Consider the following 22,616-nt stretch of genomic DNA (forward strand, 5'->3'; position numbering starts at 1 on the left):
GTTGAAATTATTCAACTCTTTTATTTATTTGATTAACAAGTTCATTAATTTTTTCAACTCTAGGTTGGATGGAAATTTGAAATTCATCTACTTTTTTTTGGATATCTTTTCCAACTTTTTCTGCTTTGATACCTTCTTCTTGAACACGTTCCACATTTACTTTCATCGTGTTGACTTCTTCTGACAACTCGCCAATGATATTTTTTAAGTCTTTAAATAATTCAATCATAGTAATGTCCTTTTATTGGCCATTGATTTCTTTAGCAATTTCAGCTAAATCATAATCATGAGCAGTGAATTTTCCAACGAAACCATCATTTTCATCAAAACGAGGAATAAGGTGAATATGAGTATGGAAAACAGTTTGACCAGCGATTTCTTCGTTATTTTGTAAAATGTTCATCCCTTTAGCATGAAGATTATTAACAATTTTGTTGGCAATAAAAGGGACCTTGCTGAAAAGTTCAGCTGATTGTTCGCCTGTCATTGAAAGAATGTTGCGATAATGTTTTTTGGGAACCACTAATGTATGCCCTTTAGTTGTTTGAGTGATATCAAGGAAGGCAAGAACATCATCATCTTCATAAATTTTGGTGCTAGGAATTTCACCAGCGATAATTTTGCAAAAAATACAATCTTCCATTTGATAGGTCCTCCAGTAGTAATAATGACTCTTTACTCAAAGTCAAAACTTATAATATACTTAGATTATATTATAAATAAGCTAAAAATCCCAGTAATAATGCTGAAACTTACTAAATCGTAAGGGAATTGCCGAAAAAGGGAAATTCAAATATGTTATAATAAATAAAACTTTTATTTATTATAACTTAAATCTAAGCATTTTTTATTTTATAAATTTGATATAATGTAATGAAAATTATTCTTCTGTTTAGAGAAAGTATGGGGGAGTTTAGGAGTATGGTGAGAAAAAAAGCTAAGAAGAAAAAGAATGCTAATCGGCCACTTGGTTTGATTTTTAAATATTTGCGAGAGTTTTTTAAGTTTTGGTTTGAATATCTTTCGATTTTTGTTGGGGCAACTATAGTCATCACACTTGTTATTATTCCACTTTTAGAATCCATTTCTGAGCTTATTATGCGAGTTAGTGGAATTCCTTATGTTTCTTATAATAATCTTGGAAACTTGTTTCAGCAGCATTTCTTAGGAGTTTTGGGGCTCGTAGTTGTCTTGTTTGTGCTCATCTTTTTGGTTTATCTGCAATTCATCGTTCAGTTTCAAGGAATTCGTTTGATTCAGGCGAGAACTTTTAGTTTAAAAAGTTTATTTAGGCAAGTTATTTCGGATCTTAAAAATGTCAGAATTCAACAATTAGTCTTTTTCGTATTTTATTTTTTATTAATTATTCCTTTTGGACGTTATGTTTTTAGTACGCCGCTTTTGTCGAAAATTAAAATTCCTGTTTTTACATTTGAATTTTTCTTTAAAAGTTGGCAAAATATGCTAATTTTGTTCCTATTTTATGCTATAACATTTTGGATTAGTACCCGTTTAATTTTGACTCTTCCACTGATGATTTTAAAAGGTAAATCATTGAAAGTAGCAATAAAAGAAAGTTTAAAACGAACAAAAGGAGTTAGAAATTTTTTCAGACTATCTGTTTATTTTGGACTTATCGGTTTATTTAGTATAATAATGCAGGGGCTTCTTTTTATGGGCGGCTACTTTGCCCAAGATTATTTGGATAAAACTTCTTTTGCTCTTGTGGGAGCAGTGTCAATACTGGATTTGATTTGGTTGGGAAGCTCTATTATATCTACCTTGAGTTTGGTCATGCTTTTTAGTTACTTGATAAGAGAAGCTGACTTGGAAGCCTTTGAAATTTCAGAAGTAGTAAAAAAATCTCCGAAAGTTAGAAGAAAATATAAAATAATTTTTTCTACTTTAGCTGTTTTAATTTTTGCTTTAGTGAGCTGGACTTATGTTGAAGGATTTATGGATACTGTCCCTTTAACCATTTCACATCGGGGAGTTGATGAAGAAAATGGGGTGCAAAATACAATTCCAGCCATGGAAGCTACGGCTAAATCAAAACCAGATTATGTTGAAATGGATATTCAGGAAACAAAAGACCATCAATTTGTTGTTTTCCATGATCCAACTTTAAAAGATTTAGCTGGAATTGATATTCCGCCACAAAAACTTACCTTAGCAGAATTGACGAATACAGTTGTTTCGGAAAATGGGAAAAAGGCTTTAATCCCAAGTTTTGATGATTATTTAGCGGCTGCTGAAAAAGTTAACCAAAAATTACTGGTTGAGATTAAAGTTTCTCCATTTGATTCTCCAAAGATGGTTGAAAATTTTAGTAAAAAATATGGTGCACGGCTTTTAAAAGATAAGGCTATGATTCATTCTTTAGATTATAATGCTCTTTTAATTGAACAAAAAATTAATCCTAAGATTAAAGTGAGTTTCATCCTTCCGTTCAACTTACTTTTCCCACAAACTAAGATGTCGGCCTATACCATGGAGGCCACAACACTCAATAGTAGTTTTGTGGATAAAGCTCAGGCAAGAAAGCAGATGGTTTTTGCTTGGACGGTCAATGACGAAACGGATATGAGAGAACAGATGTTCAATGGAGTAGATGGAATTATTACAGATAATCTTGATGACTTAAAAGAAGTTATCGCCGAGGATGATGATAATCCGAGCTATGCGCAACGTATTTTAAGAATGACTTCAATAATAAATATAGAATAAGATTGAAAAGAGGAATGTATGTTAAAAGTAACAAATCTAACAGGTGGCTATTTGGGGCATCCTGTCTTAAAAGACCTTAATTTTGAAATTAAAGAAGGTGAGTTAGTTGGACTCATTGGTTTAAATGGGGCAGGAAAATCGACAACAATTCAAGAAATTATTGGACTTTTGACTCCTTATTCTGGACAAATTGAATTAGACGGCTTAACTTTACAACAAGATTTAGAAGGCTATCGTAGAAAAATTGGTTTCATTCCAGAAACACCAAGTTTATATGAAGAATTGACTTTGCGTGAACATATTGAAGTGACAGCTTTAGCTTACGGGATTTCTGTTGACTTGGCTTTTGAACGTGCTGAAAAATTATTAGAAACTTTCCGCTTGAGTGATAAATTAGATTGGTTCCCTGTGAATTTTTCAAAAGGGATGAAACAAAAAGTGATGATTATCTGCGCATTCTTAGTGGAACCTTCGCTCTATATTGTTGATGAACCTTTTATGGGACTTGATCCGCTTGCGATTCAGGATTTGATTGACTTGATGATTGACATGAAAAAATCAGGAAGTTCGATTTTAATGAGTACACATATCTTGTCCACAGCTGAAAAATTCTGTGATAAATTTATTGTTTTGCATGAAGGTCAAGTTGTTGCTTTTGGAACAGTAGAAGAATTACGGACTCAATTTAATCAGCCTAAGGCAAGTTTAGATGAAATTTATCTTGCCTTAACAAAAGGAAATATTCCAAACTCTAAAGAAGTTGTAGAGGCAGGAAAGTCAAATGAATGAAATTTTAAAAAAACGACGTAACCTTTGGTATAAGCAAAATATAAAATATCTTCGTTATGTTTTTAATGACCATTTTGTTTTGTTCCTGATGATTTTATTAGGAGCTTTGGTAGTTCAGTATATTAACTTTCTACAAATTCATCAGCTGAATTTATGGGGCAAAATTATTTTAGTTATTTTGATCAGTTTGGCTAGTCAAATTGTGGGACGTTTGGCAACATTTATTGAGAGTCCAGATAAAGTTTTTTTACTGACAAAAGAAATGGAAGTTCGGGCATATTTAGTAAAATGTTTAATCCGCTCTTTGATTATTCCAGCAGTTGTGTCAGCACTTTTGGTTTTGATTGCTGCTCCATTATTAAGATTTAATCCTATTTTCTTAGTCCTTTGGTTCGTCTTACTTGTCGCAATCAAAGCGGCTTGGTTGGCTTACAAAATTTGGACTTCTCAAAAAAGTGGACTTTTGGATTGGGCTTTCTTGATTGATTTAGAAGAAGGACGAAAAACAGGAACTTTAAGATTATTTTCACTGTTTACGAATGTTAAGGGACTTAAATCACACAGTCATCGTCGGAAATATCTTGATTTTCTACTGACGAAAACAAAAAGAACTTATGAGTATCTATTTACAAGAAGTTTTTTACGCTCAGGAGATTATCTTGGTTTAACGATTCGTTTACTTATTTTGTCAATTTTAGCGATGATTTTTATTAATAATGGAATTGTTGCCATTATTATGGTGGTTGTATTTAACTATTTGCTTATTTTTCAACTTTTATCATTACAAACGGCTTTTGATTATCAACTTTTAACAAGAATTTATCCACTGAAAAAAGCGGCTAAAACAGCTGGCTTACGGGTGCTTATTTTTAGAGTGATGATGTTTGTGACAATTGTTGAATTGATTCTGTCATTAATTTTTGTTCGACCATTTTTCTTGAGTTTGATTATATTACTTACGAACTTTTTACTGACAAAATTTTATGTTAGATTCCGACTTAAAAATAAATAAAAAAGTTACTGATAGAATGTCTGTCAGTAACTTTTTATTTATAATTTGATAATTTTTGTACCATGAACATAATTTGTTCTGGTTAATTGAGCGAGGTTTTCAAAGTTTTCAGCATTGACACCCCCACCAATAATAATGTTAATTTTTCCTTTAGCATAGTCAATAAGACTTTTAAGTTTGTCAGTATTTAAGGGTTGGTCAAGTGGCCCACCGTGCGTCAAAATTTTATCTACGCCAAATTCGACAAGTTGGTCAATTGCTTTTTCTTGATCAGTGACTTCATCAAAAGCCATGTGGAAAGTGATTGGGAGCCCTTGTGCGGCAATACTCACTGTTTCAAGTGCGTCAGTATCTATTTCATTGTCAGGAGTAAGGGCACCAAATACAATGTTTTGGGCACCAGCTTCAACAGCTTTAAGTGTATCAGTCTCAATAATTTTAAGTTCATGAGAATTATAAACAAAATTACCACCGCGAGGACGAATCATGACAGCAAGAGTTGTCTTACTTTCGGCAACATATTTGGCAGCTTCTTCAATGACACCATAAGAAGGAGTGGTTCCTCCAACTGCGAGGTTGTCGCAAAGTTCAATTCTCTCAACGCCGGCTTGAAGCGCTTGAGGAATTTTGGTAAAATTTTCAAGGCAAAGTTCTCGGATAATCATAATTTCTTCCTTTCATCTACTAAAATTATTATAACATGATTATCTTGTTTAACTTAAAAAAATTACAAGAATTATTTTGAATAAAAAGAATGAAAGTGATTATGCTAGAATAGAACTATGTTAAAATATAGAGCTTCAATCCTTGATATATAAGGGTTGTAGCGGTTATAAACAAAATTTTTTACGCTTTTTACTACGTTAGCCTCAAAAAATCATAATGCTTTTAAGATATCGCTGAACTTTTCAGCGGTCTCTTTTTCTTTACTTTTGGCAAGGTGGCTATATGTATTCATTGTGATAGCATAATCAGCATGTCCTAATCGTCTTTGTATCTCTTTAGGGTTAACATCGTTGTTCATTAAAAGACTAGCGTGAGTATGACGAAAACCGTGAAAGCCAATGTTAGGTACTCCAGCATTTTTGAAGTGTCTCACTAATTTCTGTCTCTCTATTTCATAAGACCTCATTTTTTGATGATATGAGAAGACTAAAGAATCATGCAAAGATATAGCACCGTCATTTTGATATTTCCGCCATTCTTTTAAACTTTCAAGAGTGTCGTTATCCAAAAACACAGAGCGGTTGCTTTCCTTTGTTTTTGCACTATCTTGTATCACATTGCTTTGTTGAATCAGAGTTTTAGACACATTGAGATAATGGTTGTTAAAATCAATATCTGACCAAGAAAGAGCCATAGCTTCCCCAACACGTAAACCAGTTGCAAGAAGTAGTTTGTATAAGGTCTTGCTTTTTCGATTATCTGTGTTAGGTTCTAACGTATTAAGATACGACAAGAATTGTTTTAGCTCCTCATTATCAAAATATTTAATTTTTTTGACTGTCCTTGTTTTAAGTTTTGGAGGAAAAACCTTTATAGCTGGATTGTCCTCGATTGCTCCTAATTGCATACCATAATCAAGAATACGTTTGATGAAGTTAAGAAGTAGTTTATAATCTTTACACTTCCCCTTTTCACGTTTCCCGTTGATTATTTCGGCTGTATTTGCGTTATTAGCCCATTTATTGACAAGTTCTTGTAATAACATTGGCGTTATCTTAGAGAGCTTATATGAGCCAATAGGAGGCAGTATATAATTACGCAAATAGTTGTCAGCAACACTTATACTATTTTCCTTGACTGTCAGCTTATAACTTTCAAACCAACTCAAAGCCAAAGATTCAAAGTTATCAAAGACGACTTTTTCCCTTGCAATTGTAGACCCATTATTTATAAAATCATTTATAGATTGGCGTGCTTTAATCTCACACATTTTTCTACTATTGGCACTTACACTTGTTCGTACTTGCTTACCAGTTAAAGAATCCACACCCAAATAAACGTTAGTACGGTACACCTTTGTACCGTCTTTTTTTATATATTCTTTAATATTCATATTTTCTTCCTTTCATTTTTGTACTAATGTCAGGCAAGGCATGTACAAGGATTGAGAAATATTGTTATTAGAGTTTATACGATTAATTAGTTAACTGGTTTATTAGTTTATAGAGTTATAAAATTATCAACTGATATAGTATTATTTACGGTATCAACGGTATCAAAGTATTATAAAACTATATAAATAAAGGGTTTAGGGTGCTACCTTTCTAAAAAAGAATAGTAACAGTAAAGTATCAACGGTATCAACTATATAAGAGATGAGATATTGAAAAGGATAGATAAACAGCTCCATAGAGCCTTTTGTTTGGTATAACTACTGACAGAATGGCATTCAGCTTTTAACGTGGTTCAGGTTTGCACGTATTGGGGTTAAGTAAAAAAGCATGAAAAATTTACTTATGAAAGCTGTTATGCGGTTTGTGAGTTTGCTACCGACATCTTTGTCGGTCACAAAATATGATATTTCAGAGTGGACCTATAGAGATTTGTACAAAAATGTTCATATCCTATTATTGGTTTCCGAAAAAAGTGAAACTAAAAACATATAAATAAAATGAGATTTTGGCGCTTTTTATTTTTCTATGGTCTAGCGTACTGATTACCTCGTGTCGCTGGCTGTGCAATACTAGATGCCTCTGCCTGAGTCATATATCGGTAATTGGCTGGATTAGTTACTGAAGAATAGTATTTATTGCTGTCAGAAACAAACACCATGCCAGGAGCTGCGATAGACCACCCGCCCTCAGTTGTGTAGGAGTTATCATTAGCTACTGTTTGAGATGAAGGCTCTGTAACTACTGGGGCTTGTTCTACTGCTTGCGATGAACTTACTTTAGGCGCTTCTGACTGTACTGGTTGAGTTGTTGAAGAGATCGGATTTCCTGAGGCATAGTCAATTTCTAAGCCCTCTGCACTATTAATAACGATCACTTCTATATTTAGAGTATTATCTGAAGACTTGATGTCTACAATTGAGCCACGAGGTATAGTTTCATTGGCATTATAAACAGGAGTTGTCTGATAATTTATAGTTGCACTTGTATTTGGATTAGCCTTCCAAAAATCTTCTGCTAATTCTTCCGCATACCTCATTCCTCCATTTTGATTTGCTCCAACGTTTTGACTACGCGTACCAGTAGTGAAGTTATATTGTGAAGTATAAGAGCCTTCTCCTAAGAGACTGTCAGCAATTGAATGACTTCTATTGTATAAATAACCATGATAGGTTCTTCCTGTCAGTGAGAACGTGATTGCGATTTTGGGATTGCTTGATGGCCAAGCTGGAGGGTCTAAAGGTTGTCCTTGTCTCGAACCTTTTGAGGCTTCAAACTGTGAATATGTTAAAATCGCGCGTGCTACTCCTGAACGCCCTTTATCATCAGCATTAAAACTATACTCTCCTGCTTTCAAATTTTCAAAGCCCGAAAGTTTTGCTGAACCATTTTCCCAGTAATAATTACCAGTAGGACCTGCAGACTTGGCATTAGTGTACTCGTTTAATTTGTTTAAAATATCCGTTGTAATAGCTGCAGTAGAACTGCTTGATGAACTAGCAACTACTTTTTTAGCTACTTTAGAACTGGAAGAACTCGTAGTACTCTTACTTATAGATTTCGCAGGCTTAGTGCTTGTGGATACTGAACTGCTAGAAAAACTAGAGGAATAGCTAGATATAGCTGTTTCAGTTTTATTATCAGAATTCGGCCCACTAAATGCTCCAGCATAAACTACAAATCCAAACAATGAAACTAACGCAAGTGGGACAACTCCGACTAGCCAAACTTTTCGACCTGTCTTTCTATAATTTATAACTAAACGATAAATGCCATAAAGGCATAAGAAAGGAAACAGTAAAACAGCTAGAACCCAAAACCACCATTTTTTACTTTTATTTTTCATAAATTACTCCTACCAGTTTTTAGTGACTGGAAACACATAGATTTACGAATTCAGGCGCCTAGGCGCTTTTTATTTTGCGTTCCTAAAATTTAGGGTTACTAATTCTAAACTAACGAGAATACCCATAAAATAAAATTTACAGGGTTAAGAGTTTTTATAAAAGTGATATGTAAATCCTTTTTTAATTCATGTTTAAATGAATCGCTAAATGATGACTTACTATTTATTGTTGCGTAAACTGCCTTGCAAATATCTAGAAATAACACTAAGAAAAAGACTACAACATATAATAGTAGAACTGCTTTTAGAATTATTAAGATAAAATTAAACACATTACTCATACTGAACTCCTCTTTTATTTTAAATTTTTTTCGTTCCTAAAATTTGGGACTTGCTATATAAATTTGAACCTTAGCATTTCTTAGCATGTTGAGAAATGTTGAGGTTCACAGATATATTGATGTTAAGGCTACAGAAATATAGAAACAAACATTAGTAATACGTCTCCAATTACCTGATAGAATGAGAACTCTTTATCTGATATTCTCTTTTTTTGTTTTTTAATTCTTTTCTTCATGGTTTACCCCACCAACTCAAACCAGCACAGCTCATACAGCAACGCACGCGCTTCGTCATAAGCGTTGTGATGATAGCCGTAAAAGTCTAAGAAGTTGTATATATTTAACGTGTCGCGCGTGATAATGTCAAAACGGCTGATGTAATCAATAGCACACTCTCTAAATCTTTTATTGCTCGTATCACAGTAGTAAGAAAACCTCTTTATTGACTCTCATTTCTGCACAATTAATTTAACCTTAAATCACTTGAAATATTAGCTAAATCACGTCTTGCTTGCATTAGTATATCCATAGCCTTATTATAAGCCTCATCATTCAAATCATCATAAATAAGGTCAGCAGTTGTAATATTTGCCGGACGAATTCTCATTTCACCTACATGAGGCAATTTATCTAATTTTTCAGGGTCTTCATATTTTTTTGATAACTCGTGTTGTAAATCAATAATTTTAGGCACTAAAGAGTTGAGTATCCCTCGATCTGTATTTCCCATTCCAGATAAATTTGATACAGCTTGACCAATTAAATTTTGTAAGTTTTTATCATCTCCAACTATATGATTAGCGGATTTCATTCTTTTGATTTCTTTTTTTATTTGTTCAGGAGTATACCCCGTGGCGTCTTCCCATAAGTCCCAGCCTTCTGGGTCGTCTGTTTCCCCTGTAAGATACTCAGTTGGAACATTTAATATGTCAGAAATAACGGATAATATATGTTCATCAGGAATCCGACTTCCTTTTTCATAGTAACTTACCGCTTGTTGTGTTAGTCCCAGTAAATCAGCTAACTCTTTTTGACTGATTCCCTTTTTTTGGCGGGCTATTTTTATACGTTCCATTTTCTTAACCTCCTAACCTAATTGTATTTTAACAGTTTCCATCAAAAATAACAACATTGTTGTTGACAAATACAACAGTGTTGTGTTAAAATGTTTTTATACAACAGCGTTGTAAGAAAGGAATGTTTCAAATGGAAGCTAATCAGACCATTAGGGAAATTATTTATAAAAATCGTTTAAAAAATTGGCAGGTAGCCAATGAGATAGGTATTTACCCATCAACTTTAAGCGTATGGTTACGCACAGAGCTTAATGATGAACGTCGTGAGCGGGTGGAAAAAGCACTTGAACAATTGATAAAGAATAAATAATCATCTTCCAAGAACAAACAAAAGGCATTTGCATAGCTTTTGCTAAATTGTAGGTACACAGCGTAAACCTCGCTGTAAGTATTGAGCGATGATTCTCACAGCCTAAGCATGGCTATAAACTACTGCCCTAACATGACCGCGATGTCTTTAAACGAAGTAGAAATGAGGACAAATGAACTTACAATTAGTCAATCAAGAGTTATTCAACGGTATTACCTGTGATGTTTGGCGTAATGATAATCATGAAATTTTCATGACAACTGAACAACTTGCTCAATGTATTGGATATCAAACTAGATATGGTATTACAAAACTAGTACAGAAAAATAAGTATCTCAAAAACAGAGAATTTTCAGTTAGTGCCAAATTGGCACACGGTGACGGAAAGCAATACGATACTCGAGTATTTACGTTTGAGGGAATCAAAGAAATTCTTTTCCTTGCTCCAAAAAGTGAAACGGCTCGAAAATTCCGTGAATGGACACGTAGCGTATTGAATGCTTATTTCAAAGGCGAGTTAGTCAAAGCAAAAGAAATGGCGAAAGCTACTATCACACGTAGAGATTTGTCCACCGCCATTAAGGAAAGTCCACACTTTGAGCCGAACTATCACGTTATCTTTGCTAATATGCTGACGGCTCTGGTTACTAACGGCAAATATAAGAGTGTCCAAGGCATGAGAAAAGCGCTAGGACGTACTAACGCTAAACTTAAACAAATGCTTGACAGTCCTGAAGAACTGCAGTTACTGCAAACTTACGAATCGAGTATTACTAATTTACTAGATTTAGGTTTTGACCGACACCAAATCAAAGAATTTTTGACAAAAGAAAAAGTCCCAACCGACCAAAGTAAAGACTTTTAATAACAAAGCATGAGTCACGCGCTAACGTGATTTCATGCTCTTATTTTACCATAATGAGAGGAATTTTCAATATGAACAAACCAGTAAACAAAGAAACTTATATCCTTGACGATTCAATAGCCTTTGAACTCATGGACTTATTAAAAGCCAAAGCACGCCACTTTATCCAACTTAATGAGTATGTCTACCGCTTGTTTGACGGTCAATCAGTAGTTACTTTCACAACTTTAGAAAATAACATTCAAGTAGAAATGGTTAAGGGGTAAGCATGAAATTCAAAAGATTTAAACGTGTTTATATCGCTCATGATAAGACAGCTAAGCCAGTTATTGGCATGACTACTGACAGGATATTATTTATAAATATCCCTTATGAATTTACAGGTAAGCGACAACTAGTTAGAGGGGGCATGGAATGAAATTTATAAAAATGGACGTTATAAGCACAGAAATACTACCTATTTGGTGGGTTAAATTCAGCCGTGTTGAAGTTAGAAAATTATTAATCGTTAATGAATCTAAAGCGCCAAAGTGCCATTTACGTCTCAAACGAGGAGGTAAAGCATGAAAATTAATACTATATCAGATTTAAAAGCGCTTGTAACTTCTCTTGAACGTTATGACGATAATACACCGATAGCAATTAGTATCACTGGACAAGCTGAAAAGTTCGCAGTCGTTCCACTGCCTTTTTCTAAAACTTTCGGACAGAAACAACCTGATTTAGTAAGTTTACAGATTTTTAAAAAAGGAGAAAAAAATGATTGAAGATATTAATTTAAAAAATGCTGAGGTTTCAGCAATCCTAACAATGGTTTTTGATGAAGTACAAAGAATTTACGGACTCGAAAAAGGAGGTAGGGAATACGAATTGGATAGATTGAAAGATACTTTAATGACATCGTTTTTTATGATGAGTGAACGAGTGGAAGATATCAATGAAATAGCTAGTTTGATTATGAAAAAAGAGAAGCCAAAGGAGGCAGGGAGTGAATGACGACACCTTAACGAACCTTGTGGCGCGTGGCTTAGTTGATAAAGTCATCAGCCTATTTAATAAGTATCTTGGTACACAGCTCAAAATCAGAAATGAAAAGCGAGTATTACCTTATATCTCTAAAAAGCGTGTTATGGAAGACTTAGATATATCAGACGGCACTCTTGATAATTGGGAAAAGCACGGATTGAACCGCTACAAACCGCGATACAAAACCACACTTATTTACTATTTGATTGATGATATATGCAAATTCATCATCATAGATACTTAGCAACTTGTCAGGCAAGGCAAAAAGGATTAAGAGAGGAAAATAAAAAATGACATTAAGAAAACTAACTGACTTACAAAAATTAGACCAAAATATTATTAAATTTCTTGCTGAACATCGAGGAATTGAACGAGCTGTCAAAGGCAAGATTTTAGCACAAGCCCTTGATATTGATTTTAGAACTTTACAAAGCAGAATTGAGTACCTACACAAACAGGGTTGCGCCATTGGTTCGATTGATAACGGCTATTTTATCCCAACTAATGAGGAAGAGCGCAGAGCTGGAATCATAAAAAAACAACGCACAGGCATTGCGATTAATAATGCAGTCAATGGCTATACGCTTGCAGAACTTGATTGGATTGACCAACTCTTTCAGGAGGACTGACGATTGACACCAAAAGAACAAGCCCTAAACTGTATTAGTCGTGGCTTTTCTGTTATCGCTGGTTATCCAGCAGGTAAAAGCGAGAGAGCTGTTATAAAAGGAACTTCAAGCGGAACACTTGACGAAATCACAGTGAGCGCGTGGTTTGATGAAATACCGAACCGCAACATTATGATTAATCTTAGAAATAGTGGTTTGATTTGTATTGACTTAGACCAACACGAAAACGGACAGAATGGTCGGAATGTTTTCAGTCGCTTGTGGAATGAAAACAGCGAGGGCGAAATATTAAGTACCTATGTTGAAAAGACACCCACAGGCAACGGCTTGCACGTTTTCTTTAAAGTTCCGAAAGAGCTATTTAATCAGCCGATTGTCAGCGAACTAGCGGACGGCGTAGAGATAAAAACACACTTCACACCCATATATCCGAGCAAACGCACAGACGGCGATTATATGCCTTTGAATGGCACAGAAACTAACGAACCACTCACTTTTGATAACCTTTCTGATTGTCCTGACTGGTTATTAGAAATGATACAACGACCACAGGCACGCGCAAAGTCTATAACAGGAAGTAGGACTTATGGCGCTGAAATGTGGGAGTTATTCAACCAAGGCGCAAGAAAAGGCAACCGAAACAATGACACGAACCGAATACTTCACTACTGGCGAAAGATTGGCATTGATAACAATAGTTGCATGGACTTATTGCGAACCTTTAACAATCGAACCAGTCCGCCCTTACCTGATGACGAGCTGGCGACCATTTGGAAAAGTGTATTCAAGATGAAATAGAAAGGAACTCATGACAGACCAATTAGAAAAACTTGTGGCAGAAACACCACAGGAAAATGTAAGAAGTCCGAAACCTAAAATAGAGGACTTCACAGAATACAAAGAAAACGGCATAAAAACATTTAGCCAAACGGCTTACACCGAAGCAATAGTAAACTGGATTGAGCAGGAACGTGACATCATAAATAGTTATGATTATATTCAAGAACACACGCAGAATTTAAAGAAAATTAAAAAATTATTCTTTGAACACCGCGCGTTATTTCTAAGCACACCGAACAAAGACGGTAACGCACCCAAGTCACTAAGTCCCTTAGATACGGCTAGAATCATCTATAAAACGCTCAAAGTCATCAAATTAGATCACCAAAGCGGACTATTAGGCGTTTATAACCCTGAATTAGGAATATACGAAACAAATGAAAATTTCTTTCATCGGCTTATCTACTGGCTAGAGCCGTCTTATAGTCAAGCACGGTCAAAAGAAGTCTTATTCAAACTTGAAACCTTAGCAGAGGTTAAACAGCAAACCGCAGAAGCTCATCTTATCCCAGTAGCAAACGGTATTTTCAATAAGAAAACCCAACAATTAGAGCCGTTTAATGCTAAGTATGTCTTTACTTCTACTATTTCAACACGCTACAATGCACGCGCTGAACCTCCTAATATTAACGGTTGGGACGTTGATAGCTGGTTACTTGATTTAATGAGCGGAGATAAAGAACTTGTTAGCCTTTTATGGCAGATTATTTCAGCAAGCACTAACGGCAATTACTCCTATCGTAAAGGCGCGTGGCTAGTAGGTAAGGGAAACGACGGCAAAGGGACATTTCAGAGTTTAATCATGAACTTAATAGGACGTGAGAACGTCGCAAGTGTCAAAGCTGAACAATTTTCTGAACGCTTTTCTCTTTCCCAAGTCGTTGGGAAGACTTGCATTATTGGAGATGACAGCCAAGTCAGCTATTTAGACAATGCAGGGAACTATTTCAGCGTGGTTACTGGCGACCCAGTACCTATTGAAGCGAAAGGAAAACAACCAACACTAGCCGTCTTTAATAAATTAGTCATTCAATCTACTAACTTCTTACCCAAGTTTAGGAATAAGTCAAATGGAACTTATAGGCGTTTGCTTATCGTGCCTTTTGAAAAGTCTTTTACCGCAGATAATGACAACTGGAAAATCAAAGATGATTATATTAAACGCAAAGACGTTTTAGAGTATGTCCTTAAAATTGCGTTATCCCTTAACTTTGAGAAGTTTGATGAACCAAAAGCCACACAAGGGCTATTAAATGACTTCAAAATCAGCAATGACAATGTACTAGCCTTTGTAAATGATATGTTTGAGGAGTTTGTCAGTGATTTTCTACCAACTGCTTTTCTAAGTGCCTTATATCGTGCATGGTGTGAAGATGAGGGAGTGAAGCCCTTTACTAAGCGAGAGTTTGAACTTAAGTTACCTGACCATATTAAAGAAGAATGGGAAAAAACAAGCAGACGACCGAGCGGTGCAGGTTTTAACAGAGCGATCGATTTACACCGAGCAGAGGAGTACGAGCTTTTTAGACGGTTGTTTCATTGGGACGAAGACAAACAAAAAAGTATGACAAAAGGCTATTTACGTAAGAAAAAGCGAAAATGACACCGTACTACGGTAACATGATACCGACAGCGGTATCAAGTTTAAGCGCGTGGTTAAGCCATTTGCGGGACTTTGAAACCGTGATACCGTATTTTTACCACTTCTCTAGGAATTTACCAGATAACAAGAAAGGTTATAAAAATGACAGAATTTGAAGAACAATTAATTAAAGAAGTAAAAAGATTAAATAATAATCTTGATGAAATCTCTATTAGTTTACAATATATTGCAAACATAGACATAGACAGTAATGGGAATGTACGAGGTAAATAAATGATGATATTAAAAGAAATTAAAAAGCCACGCTGTCCGACAAATTGAATTGTTGACAGAACCTGACAAAACCTGACATAAAAAACACTACAAATTACTACATAGAAAAATCGGAGAAAATCAAATGAGCCAAAATACAAAAACAATCTTATCTAACCTTTTCACGCTGACAAGTGAACTTTCAGAACCTACTTCTAACTTTATTCATATTGAGGGAGCAAACGAAAGACCAGCGACTCAAAAAGACTTAGCGAAAGGATTGCGTGAGAACCTAGTCAACCTTACAGAAGTTTTGGGCTTATCTGTGGACGAACTGACAGAACCGCAGGAATACGAGCCACAGGAAACAGTAAAATCAATCATTGAAGAAATTCAAGAACTGACCTTTGCACCTCAGGAAACCTCAGGCAATGACGTGCAGGTTTTCGCGGACTTACTGACTGACAGTATTGAGCGTTTGATTAAGGCATTAGGATTGAATGAAATGAGCCTATCAGCAGAGAGCGAGAATAAACCGCAAGAGCTGGCACTTAAAGCACAGTTACAAGACTTATACTCACTTAACGACTCAATGGTTACCGAAGACCCTAACCATATCCCAAGATATACAGACGGAACTATTATCAGATTGTCTGATTTAGTAGATATGAATGTACAGGCATTAGATAATATTGCGGAACTCATCGGATTTGAGTTAGAAGAATAAACAAAAAGAGCCTAGTCAATGACTGGGCTTTTAGTCGTTATGTAAGTACGATTAGGCAAAGTGTTAGGGAGATTATGGGGAGGTAAACTGGTACAAAACCAAACGAATACAAGTACTTTTATTTAGTAGTTGTATGTCGTAAGCCTTATGATATATGTTGTTGTGGCTATTTTCGTATTTTTAGAACGTTTGTTTTTACTACTAAGATTATACTAAGGTAAACTGGTAAGGTTTTGGTAAGGTCATTCAATATGATAAGGTACGATATTGCAGGTTTTTAGCGGAAACTTGAGCATTAGCAACCCTTTTTAAAATCTAACAGAGGAGGAAGCATGAAAGATAAAACAGATAAAATCATATCTGATTATATTAACGGACGCACACAAGCCAAAATAAAAGCAATTGAGAGCCGTTATATATACAGGGTAAAACAGGACAACCTAGGAATTAGAACAGCTTATAAAGGCACAGCAGAGCCAGAGCGGAAAACGTTAGACAAGGAACGCATGGAAGAGGACAAAGAGCTGATAGGATTAAGGCGAACCCTCGAACTTTTAGAGGCTTTATACAATACTTTAACGCTATCAGAAAAGAAAGTCATCGAGCTAAGACATAAAGGATATGACGGTTTTACGTGGTATCGTGTCGCTATGGAGTTAGAGGACGCAGGAATAGATATATCTATCAAGAGAGCTAAAAAAATATACTTTGCTTTCAAAGAAGATGTGGCGCGTGTTTTGTAGTGTTTTTGTTTGGATGATTATATTATGAATGAACTAGAGTTTAATATCAGATTATATCTTACAGGCGTTATGAAGTCATGGACTGACAGGATAGACAGCACAGGGAAAGAAACGCAACAACGCTTCATATTAAACGCAATGACAGAGCTGTTTGAATCATTGAGTGATGATGATATAGAGTTGATAAGACTTAGATACATGGAACGCTTGACACTATCAGAAGTTTCAAGCCGTTATCTTATAAATGAAAGTACCGTTAGACACCACACGAACCCAGCTATTAAGCAGGTAAAAGAGATTATAAAGAAAGCCACAGAACAAGCACAGCACGCGCGTGAGGCTGATTGAATATAAATTATTATAGAACAACAAAAAAGCTCATAGCAATTAAACTATGGGTTTTTGGTTATATCCCCCCACCTTTTGAGTAATTCAAAACTTTTAAAAAGAACCGATTAAGTATAGCTTTTTCCAAGTGTACAAAGTTCTGAAAAACTTTTTTTCTTAGTAAGAATGGCTTAACATCAAGAGCGAAGAGATTTTCAGTCGCTTGAACACAGGGAGAAAAAGGGCTGTTTTTTTGCAATAACATATATAAAAAAATAGCTTAGACATATTTAAAAGAATAAGAATCGCTCAACCATGGGAATAGAAAAATATTTTTTTACGTTCGTTTAAAAAAATCAGTAAAATTAAAAGCCATATATCGTTGATATACAGCCACTTGCCTGACAAAAATTTGTTCATTTTTTTAACGCTTTTTACTACGTTCGTGTTTTTTTACGCTTTTTACTACGTTTAAAAACATGTATATTATGGTCTAATGGGTCGTGTTTTTAGTGCATAATTGCATAAAACGGACTTTTTACCCTCTATTTGGCTCTAATGGGGAGCTGTGATAAAATAGAACTATGTTAAAAAAAATTGAAAAAGCTTATTTATTTTTAGAAGAAAATGTGGAAATGTTGAGATGTCCAATTTGTCATGGAAAATTTCAATTGGCAGCCTATGCCTTAAAATGTGAAAATAATCATACTTATAATTTAAACAAGAAAGGTTATGTTAATTTTTTACAAACAAAAGCTGACACAGAGCATTATACGCGTAAAATGTTTGAACCACGTAGACGCCTAATTCAAGCAGGTATGTATCAAAATTTACTGACAGAAATTCAAAAATCATTTGTCAGTGGAAATTTACTTGATGTTGGAACAGGTGAAGGTTCATTTTTAGAACTCCTAGAGGGTGCGGGGGCGAAGTTTGCTTTTGATATTGCTAAAGATGGAATTGAAATGGCAACCGAATTAGATACGAAAAGTTTTCTGTCCTTAGCTGATTTAACTAATCTCCCTTTTGCTGACGAAAGTCTGTCAGTAATTTTGAATATTTTTACGCCTTCAAATTATGCAGAATTTCATCGAGTTCTGACAGAAAATGGCCGGGTCATTAAAATTATTCCTGACAGAAATTATTTACGTGAGTTGCGAGAAGTTTATCAACTTCCAGTTGATTATGATAATCAAGCAGTTATTGAGCGTTTTAAAGAAGAATTTCCTAAGAATACTCAACAAACAATTGATTATACTTTTGAAATTCCAGAAAATTTGCGTCAAGATTTCTTATTGATGAGTCCATTAGAATGGTCAGTTTCTGAGGAAAGAAAAAAATTTGCAAAGGAAAATCCGCCAAAAACAGCGAGAATTCATGTGCAAATTTTAATTGGAATAAAATAAAAAAAACTGTCTATTAGGCAGTTTTTATTTCATCATAAATTTAATCGCTTTAGCAATTCCTTTTTTCACGGAAATATAAAGAGCAAGCGAGAGAACAATAGAAACTGGAATAGCAATCCAGCTTGCCAATAAACTTACCAAAATGTAAGTAGTAAAAACAAGAAAAATTGAGAAAACAGCAATATTAGTGAAGAAGCTTAATTCTTCAATTCTTTTGTTGACTTGTCTTTGCTCAAAATTTTTACTTTCGTTATAATCGACATATTCTTGCTTCTCATAAAAATCTTTTAAATTCTTTAATTCCATAATTTTCTAGCACTTTCCTATATTATGTAATCAATTATAGTATAAAAAGCACAGGTTTACGTTACCCAGAATTTAAATGTATTACCATTTAGTTTCGTTTGGGTTAAAATAAAATTAATCTATACTTTTTTATGAATAAATATCATTTTGAGTAGTGAATTTTAGTAAGAGGATGAATTAGAAAAAACGTGTAAGAGAACAATATGATATAATTATCACTATGATTACTATTACTTCTACGGCAGAAAGCCTAGAGCAAGCTAAAGCATTGCTCGAAGCTGGAGTCGACCGTTTATACATTGGTGAAAAAAATTATGGTTTACGCGTACCAACTGCCTTAACCAACGAAGAGATTCAAAAAATTACAGAACTTGCACATGATGCAGGAAAGACAGTGACTGTCGCGGTCAATGCTCTGATGCATACAGAGATGATGGCAAAAATAAAAGATTTTTTAGATTTCTTAGTTGAAATTAAAGCTGACCGAATTGCAGTAGGCGATGCGGGTGTGATTTTTGTTTTGCAACGTGATAAATATGAGTTACCATTTACTTATGATGCCTCAACCATGGTTGCTTCTGCCCGCCAAGTTAATTTTTGGGCCAAACAAGGGGCAATTGAAGCTGTTCTTGCACGTGAATTGCCAAAAGAAGAACTTGCTGATATGACCGATGAACTAGCTGTACCAGGCGAAATTTTAGTTTATGGTGCAACAGTGATTCATCATAGCAAACGTCCATTGGTGCAAAACTATTATAATTTCATCAAGACTGAAGAAAAAGGCAAAGACAGAGAAAGAAATCTTTTTGTCTCTGAACCTAAGAAAGTTGATACACATTATTCAATCTTTGAAGATAATCACGGGACGCATATTTTTGCTAATGATGATTTAGATATGATGACAGAACTTTCAGATTTAGTAGCAATGGGTTATGACCATTGGAAATTGGATGGAATTTTTACTCGTGGTGAAGATTTTGTAGCGATAAGCAAACTTTTTGTAGAAGCTAAAAAGCTGATTGAAGCAGGCGAATTTACAGAACTTAAAGCTTTCCAACTAGATGAAGAAATCCGAAAAATACATCCAGCAGGACGGACATTATCACACGGTTTCTATGATTTGGACAAAGATGCCATTAAATAAAAAAAGGAAGTTATCGATTTATCGATAACTTTTTGTAATTTTTTATAACCTTTTAGAAATGAAAAAACAAATCATTTGTAAAATTAACGATAAAATATTATAGTGTCCTTGTAGATAAAAACAAGTGAAAAGTTACGAATAAACAAGCAAACTTTCACTCAAATGAAAGATTCAAATTTTTAGAAAGGAGATAAAATTATGGAAAAGTCGCCGCCATAGCTAGGTGATTATTTGAATGCCGAGCTCTTAATTAGTTTCTTATTTTATTAAGAAATGAGAAAGGTAAAAGGACTATGACATGAAAAAGATTCTGATATTTAGTACAGTGTTTATCGTTAATTATTTTTGGACTAATAGGTGGTCCAAAAGTTAAAGCAACAACTTATCATCAAGGGGTAAATAAAGTGGTGCTGGTAAGTAAAAATAAATACTCTCAAACAACAAGAATATACGTTTCCAAAGATAGGGCAAATCAAATGATATCTTCGGGTTTAATATATAGTGGTTTTGTAATACCCGGAGTAGGAACTATTGGGAAATTTATGTTAAGTCTAGCTGGGGTATGGACTAGAGTACCGGGAGGATTTTATTTTACTTGCACGACATATTACCCTTCTATTTTGACAGGTGGCAAGATTTCTTCTGTTTATAGCGGATATAAATGGCAATAAGGAGGAAAAACTAATGATTAATTTTAAAAAATATTTCTTTCCAATTATTATGGTTATTGTCTGGCTTATTGTTCTTTTTTCTAATCCAGGAATAGTAGGAAAAATTGTCCTTACACTTTTATTGATTGTTGGAGCCATTATCACAGGGCTCATTAACAAAAATTATAACAAATGAATTCAAAATGGAAGGCCACTCTGGATATTCAGAGTGACCTTTTTATTATTTACTCAAAAAAATATCAATAATTCTGTCAGTAAAAATGAGAGATAAGCAACATAATGTCAAAGAACTTTGTCACATTTGAAGGTTTAAATTTGGCAAGAAATCCTGTAAAATAAAGAAACAAAGAAGTTTTGGCTCGCAAATTTACTGACAATAAATTTGACTAAGATTTTTTCTTTTTGGAGCCTTTTCAAAATACTTACAATCTTGAAAATTGGAGAATTGAAACATGTCAATTACAAAAACACGTCCAGAGGTGCTTGCACCAGCAGGAACACTCGAAAAACTAAAAGTCGCTATTGATTATGGCGCAGACGCAGTATATATTGGTGGACAGGCCTATGGCTTACGTTCACGCGCAGGTAATTTTACTTTTGAAGAAATGGCTGAAGGGGTCGCTTATGCAAGTGCCCACAACGCTAAAGTTTATGTAGCAGCCAATATGGTGACACATGAAGGGAATGAAAAAGGGGCGGGCGAATGGTTCCGTACATTACGTGATTTAGGAATTTCAGCGGTTATCGTTTCTGACCCTGCTTTGATTGCCATCTGCGCTGCTGAAGCACCAGGTTTGGCCATCCACTTGTCAACACAAGCGTCTGCTACTAACTATGAAACCTTAGAATTCTGGAAAAATTTAGGACTTGAACGCGTAGTTTTAGCGCGTGAAGTTTCTGTAGAAGAGTTAAGAGAAATTCGTCAGCATACTGATGTTGAAATTGAAGCTTTTGTTCACGGAGCCATGTGTATTTCATACTCAGGACGTTGTGTCTTGTCAAATTATATGAGTATGCGTGATGCTAACCGCGGGGGATGTTCACAATCTTGCCGTTGGAAATATGATTTATATGATATGCCATTTGCTGGCGAGAGAAAATCGATTACTGGTGAAGTCACTGAAGAATTTTCAATGTCAGCCGTTGATATGTCAATGATTGAACATATTCCTGATATGATTGAAAATGGAGTTAATTCGCTCAAAATCGAAGGAAGAATGAAATCAATTCACTATGTTTCAACAGTTTCTAACGTTTATAAAGCAGCTATTGATGCCTATTTGGAATCACCAGAACGTTTTGAAGAAATAAAACCAGCCTTAGTTGATGAATTATGGAAAGTAGCTCAACGTGAATTAGATACTGGCTTTTATTATGGAACGCCTGATGAAAATAAACAACTCTTTGGGGCTCGTCGTAAAATTCCTGAGTACAAATTCGTCGGAGAAGTTGTTGCCTTTGATGCTGAAACAATGGTAGCTACAATTCGTCAAAGAAATGTTATTACAGAAGGTGACCAAATTGAATTTTATGGCCCAGGATTCCGCCACGTGGAAACAGTGGTCAAAAATCTTCGTTTGGCAGAAACAGATGAACATATTGACCGTGCACCAAACCCAATGACCCTTTTACATATTGATGTTCCTTTTGCGGTTAAAGCAGGGGATATGATTCGTAAAAATGGCTCAGGTTTGATTAATCTTTATGATAAAAAAACAGGTCTTGCTAAAACAGTACGAGCTTAATAAAAATAAAAAGAGAATTTTTGCTGAAATTCTCTTTTATATCATTTTAGGACTGATAATTTCAGAATTGTCAAACTTCTATTTTTTATAAAATTAAGGCAAAGTGCTATAATC

At 34.7% G+C, this 22,616-nt stretch carries 29 protein-coding genes and 1 pseudogene; 22 read left to right on the plus strand and 8 right to left on the minus strand.

Annotated features, from left to right (window positions below; all coding sequences use genetic code 11):
• Nucleotides 1–7: 7 nt before the first annotated feature.
• Nucleotides 8–229, minus strand: a complete 222-nt coding sequence (locus LDP15_RS10690; protein ID WP_010906257.1) for a hypothetical protein — start codon at nt 227–229, stop codon at nt 8–10.
• Nucleotides 230–241: 12 nt separating this feature from the next.
• Complete coding sequence (locus tag LDP15_RS10695; protein ID WP_004254651.1) at nt 242–643, minus strand: HIT family protein; 402 nt, start codon at nt 641–643, stop codon at nt 242–244.
• A gap of 278 nt (nt 644–921) precedes the next feature.
• On the opposite strand from LDP15_RS10695, the gene LDP15_RS10700 reads away from it, so the two are divergent.
• From LDP15_RS10700 to LDP15_RS10710, 3 genes are read left to right on the plus strand one after another with little or no spacing between them, the layout of a single operon-like run.
• Entirely contained in the window at nt 922–2,727 is a 1,806-nt protein-coding gene (locus LDP15_RS10700) for a glycerophosphoryl diester phosphodiesterase membrane domain-containing protein (RefSeq protein WP_042230629.1), read from the plus strand.
• Nucleotides 2,728–2,745: 18 nt separating this feature from the next.
• Nucleotides 2,746–3,516 carry an ABC transporter ATP-binding protein gene (locus tag LDP15_RS10705; protein ID WP_004254655.1) on the plus strand — a complete coding sequence of 257 codons (771 nt, stop codon included), beginning with the start codon at nt 2,746–2,748 and terminating at the stop codon, nt 3,514–3,516.
• Complete coding sequence (locus LDP15_RS10710; protein ID WP_015427107.1) at nt 3,509–4,528, plus strand: ABC transporter permease; 1,020 nt, start codon at nt 3,509–3,511, stop codon at nt 4,526–4,528. Before LDP15_RS10705 ends, LDP15_RS10710 begins: the two co-directional genes overlap by 8 nt.
• A gap of 38 nt (nt 4,529–4,566) precedes the next feature.
• On the opposite strand, the gene LDP15_RS10715 is transcribed toward LDP15_RS10710, so the two are convergent.
• From LDP15_RS10715 to LDP15_RS10735, 5 genes and pseudogenes are all read right to left on the minus strand, one after another.
• Nucleotides 4,567–5,193: a copper homeostasis protein CutC gene (locus LDP15_RS10715; RefSeq protein WP_015427106.1), complete on the minus strand. Its 627-nt coding sequence runs from the start codon at nt 5,191–5,193 to the stop codon at nt 4,567–4,569.
• 212 nt (nt 5,194–5,405) lie between these two features.
• Entirely contained in the window at nt 5,406–6,587 is a 1,182-nt protein-coding gene (locus LDP15_RS10720) for a site-specific integrase (RefSeq protein ID WP_225513497.1), read from the minus strand.
• A gap of 584 nt (nt 6,588–7,171) precedes the next feature.
• Nucleotides 7,172–8,491 (minus strand): DNA/RNA non-specific endonuclease, encoded by a 1,320-nt coding sequence (locus LDP15_RS10725; protein WP_225513498.1) that lies wholly within the window; start codon nt 8,489–8,491, stop codon nt 7,172–7,174.
• 580 nt (nt 8,492–9,071) lie between these two features.
• A pseudogene (locus LDP15_RS10730) lies at nt 9,072–9,263 on the minus strand (hypothetical protein); the annotation flags it as partial.
• A 32-nt stretch (nt 9,264–9,295) separates the two neighbouring features.
• A complete protein-coding gene (locus LDP15_RS10735) occupies nt 9,296–9,907 on the minus strand; it encodes a helix-turn-helix domain-containing protein (protein WP_012898677.1) in 612 nt (203 codons plus the stop codon).
• Nucleotides 9,908–10,038: 131 nt separating this feature from the next.
• Here LDP15_RS10735 and LDP15_RS10740 point away from each other — a divergent pair, with 131 nt between their 5' ends.
• The 16 genes from LDP15_RS10740 (at nt 10,039) to LDP15_RS10815 (ending at nt 18,636) form a co-directional block, all read left to right on the plus strand.
• On the plus strand, nt 10,039–10,218 hold the full coding sequence (locus LDP15_RS10740; RefSeq protein WP_225513499.1) for a hypothetical protein: 180 nt from the start codon (nt 10,039–10,041) through the stop codon (nt 10,216–10,218).
• Nucleotides 10,219–10,390: 172 nt separating this feature from the next.
• The gene (locus LDP15_RS10745) at nt 10,391–11,083 is read left to right on the plus strand and encodes a Bro-N domain-containing protein (RefSeq protein WP_373442489.1); all 693 of its coding nucleotides are present in this window, start codon (nt 10,391–10,393) and stop codon (nt 11,081–11,083) included.
• 71 nt (nt 11,084–11,154) lie between these two features.
• Nucleotides 11,155–11,349, plus strand: coding sequence for a DUF1655 domain-containing protein (locus tag LDP15_RS10750; RefSeq protein WP_023163769.1), 195 nt, complete (start codon nt 11,155–11,157; stop codon nt 11,347–11,349).
• Nucleotides 11,350–11,351: 2 nt separating this feature from the next.
• Entirely contained in the window at nt 11,352–11,501 is a 150-nt protein-coding gene (locus LDP15_RS10755) for a hypothetical protein (RefSeq protein WP_225513512.1), read from the plus strand.
• A complete protein-coding gene (locus LDP15_RS10760) occupies nt 11,498–11,650 on the plus strand; it encodes a hypothetical protein (protein WP_225513513.1) in 153 nt (50 codons plus the stop codon). Before LDP15_RS10755 ends, LDP15_RS10760 begins: the two co-directional genes overlap by 4 nt.
• Nucleotides 11,647–11,850 carry a hypothetical protein gene (locus tag LDP15_RS10765; RefSeq protein WP_225513514.1) on the plus strand — a complete coding sequence of 68 codons (204 nt, stop codon included), beginning with the start codon at nt 11,647–11,649 and terminating at the stop codon, nt 11,848–11,850. Before LDP15_RS10760 ends, LDP15_RS10765 begins: the two co-directional genes overlap by 4 nt.
• Nucleotides 11,843–12,079, plus strand: a complete 237-nt coding sequence (locus LDP15_RS10770) for a hypothetical protein (RefSeq protein WP_225513515.1) — start codon at nt 11,843–11,845, stop codon at nt 12,077–12,079. The genes LDP15_RS10765 and LDP15_RS10770 overlap by 8 nt, the downstream gene beginning before the upstream one ends.
• Entirely contained in the window at nt 12,072–12,353 is a 282-nt protein-coding gene (locus LDP15_RS10775) for a hypothetical protein (protein WP_225513516.1), read from the plus strand. Before LDP15_RS10770 ends, LDP15_RS10775 begins: the two co-directional genes overlap by 8 nt.
• A gap of 46 nt (nt 12,354–12,399) precedes the next feature.
• Nucleotides 12,400–12,738, plus strand: a complete 339-nt coding sequence (locus LDP15_RS10780; protein WP_225513517.1) for a hypothetical protein — start codon at nt 12,400–12,402, stop codon at nt 12,736–12,738.
• Between the two features lie 3 nt (nt 12,739–12,741).
• Nucleotides 12,742–13,536: a bifunctional DNA primase/polymerase gene (locus tag LDP15_RS10785; RefSeq protein ID WP_225513518.1), complete on the plus strand. Its 795-nt coding sequence runs from the start codon at nt 12,742–12,744 to the stop codon at nt 13,534–13,536.
• Between the two features lie 10 nt (nt 13,537–13,546).
• Nucleotides 13,547–15,181 (plus strand): phage/plasmid primase, P4 family, encoded by a 1,635-nt coding sequence (locus tag LDP15_RS10790; RefSeq protein WP_225513519.1) that lies wholly within the window; start codon nt 13,547–13,549, stop codon nt 15,179–15,181.
• Between the two features lie 141 nt (nt 15,182–15,322).
• Nucleotides 15,323–15,454, plus strand: a complete 132-nt coding sequence (locus tag LDP15_RS10795; protein WP_255596492.1) for a hypothetical protein — start codon at nt 15,323–15,325, stop codon at nt 15,452–15,454.
• 124 nt (nt 15,455–15,578) lie between these two features.
• A complete protein-coding gene (locus LDP15_RS10800) occupies nt 15,579–16,160 on the plus strand; it encodes a hypothetical protein (RefSeq protein ID WP_225513520.1) in 582 nt (193 codons plus the stop codon).
• Between the two features lie 332 nt (nt 16,161–16,492).
• Nucleotides 16,493–16,903, plus strand: coding sequence for a RinA family protein (locus LDP15_RS10805; RefSeq protein ID WP_225513521.1), 411 nt, complete (start codon nt 16,493–16,495; stop codon nt 16,901–16,903).
• A 24-nt stretch (nt 16,904–16,927) separates the two neighbouring features.
• The gene (locus LDP15_RS10810; RefSeq protein WP_225513522.1) at nt 16,928–17,251 is read left to right on the plus strand and encodes a sigma factor-like helix-turn-helix DNA-binding protein; all 324 of its coding nucleotides are present in this window, start codon (nt 16,928–16,930) and stop codon (nt 17,249–17,251) included.
• Between the two features lie 563 nt (nt 17,252–17,814).
• Entirely contained in the window at nt 17,815–18,636 is an 822-nt protein-coding gene (locus LDP15_RS10815; RefSeq protein ID WP_015427105.1) for a putative RNA methyltransferase, read from the plus strand.
• Between the two features lie 24 nt (nt 18,637–18,660).
• Here LDP15_RS10815 and LDP15_RS10820 read toward each other — a convergent pair whose 3' ends face one another.
• On the minus strand, nt 18,661–18,942 hold the full coding sequence (locus LDP15_RS10820; RefSeq protein WP_004254660.1) for a DUF3270 domain-containing protein: 282 nt from the start codon (nt 18,940–18,942) through the stop codon (nt 18,661–18,663).
• Nucleotides 18,943–19,162: 220 nt separating this feature from the next.
• Here LDP15_RS10820 and LDP15_RS10825 point away from each other — a divergent pair, with 220 nt between their 5' ends.
• The 3 genes from LDP15_RS10825 (at nt 19,163) to LDP15_RS10835 (ending at nt 22,502) form a co-directional block, all read left to right on the plus strand.
• Nucleotides 19,163–20,086 carry a peptidase U32 family protein gene (locus tag LDP15_RS10825; protein WP_004254664.1) on the plus strand — a complete coding sequence of 308 codons (924 nt, stop codon included), beginning with the start codon at nt 19,163–19,165 and terminating at the stop codon, nt 20,084–20,086.
• Between the two features lie 684 nt (nt 20,087–20,770).
• Nucleotides 20,771–20,932: a hypothetical protein gene (locus tag LDP15_RS10830; RefSeq protein ID WP_015427104.1), complete on the plus strand. Its 162-nt coding sequence runs from the start codon at nt 20,771–20,773 to the stop codon at nt 20,930–20,932.
• 277 nt (nt 20,933–21,209) lie between these two features.
• Entirely contained in the window at nt 21,210–22,502 is a 1,293-nt protein-coding gene (locus LDP15_RS10835; RefSeq protein WP_015427103.1) for a U32 family peptidase, read from the plus strand.
• Nucleotides 22,503–22,616: the final 114 nt, after the last annotated feature.

It is taken from the genome of Lactococcus sp. SK2-659 (assembly GCF_020218185.2).
Lineage (GTDB): Bacteria > Bacillota > Bacilli > Lactobacillales > Streptococcaceae > Lactococcus > Lactococcus lactis.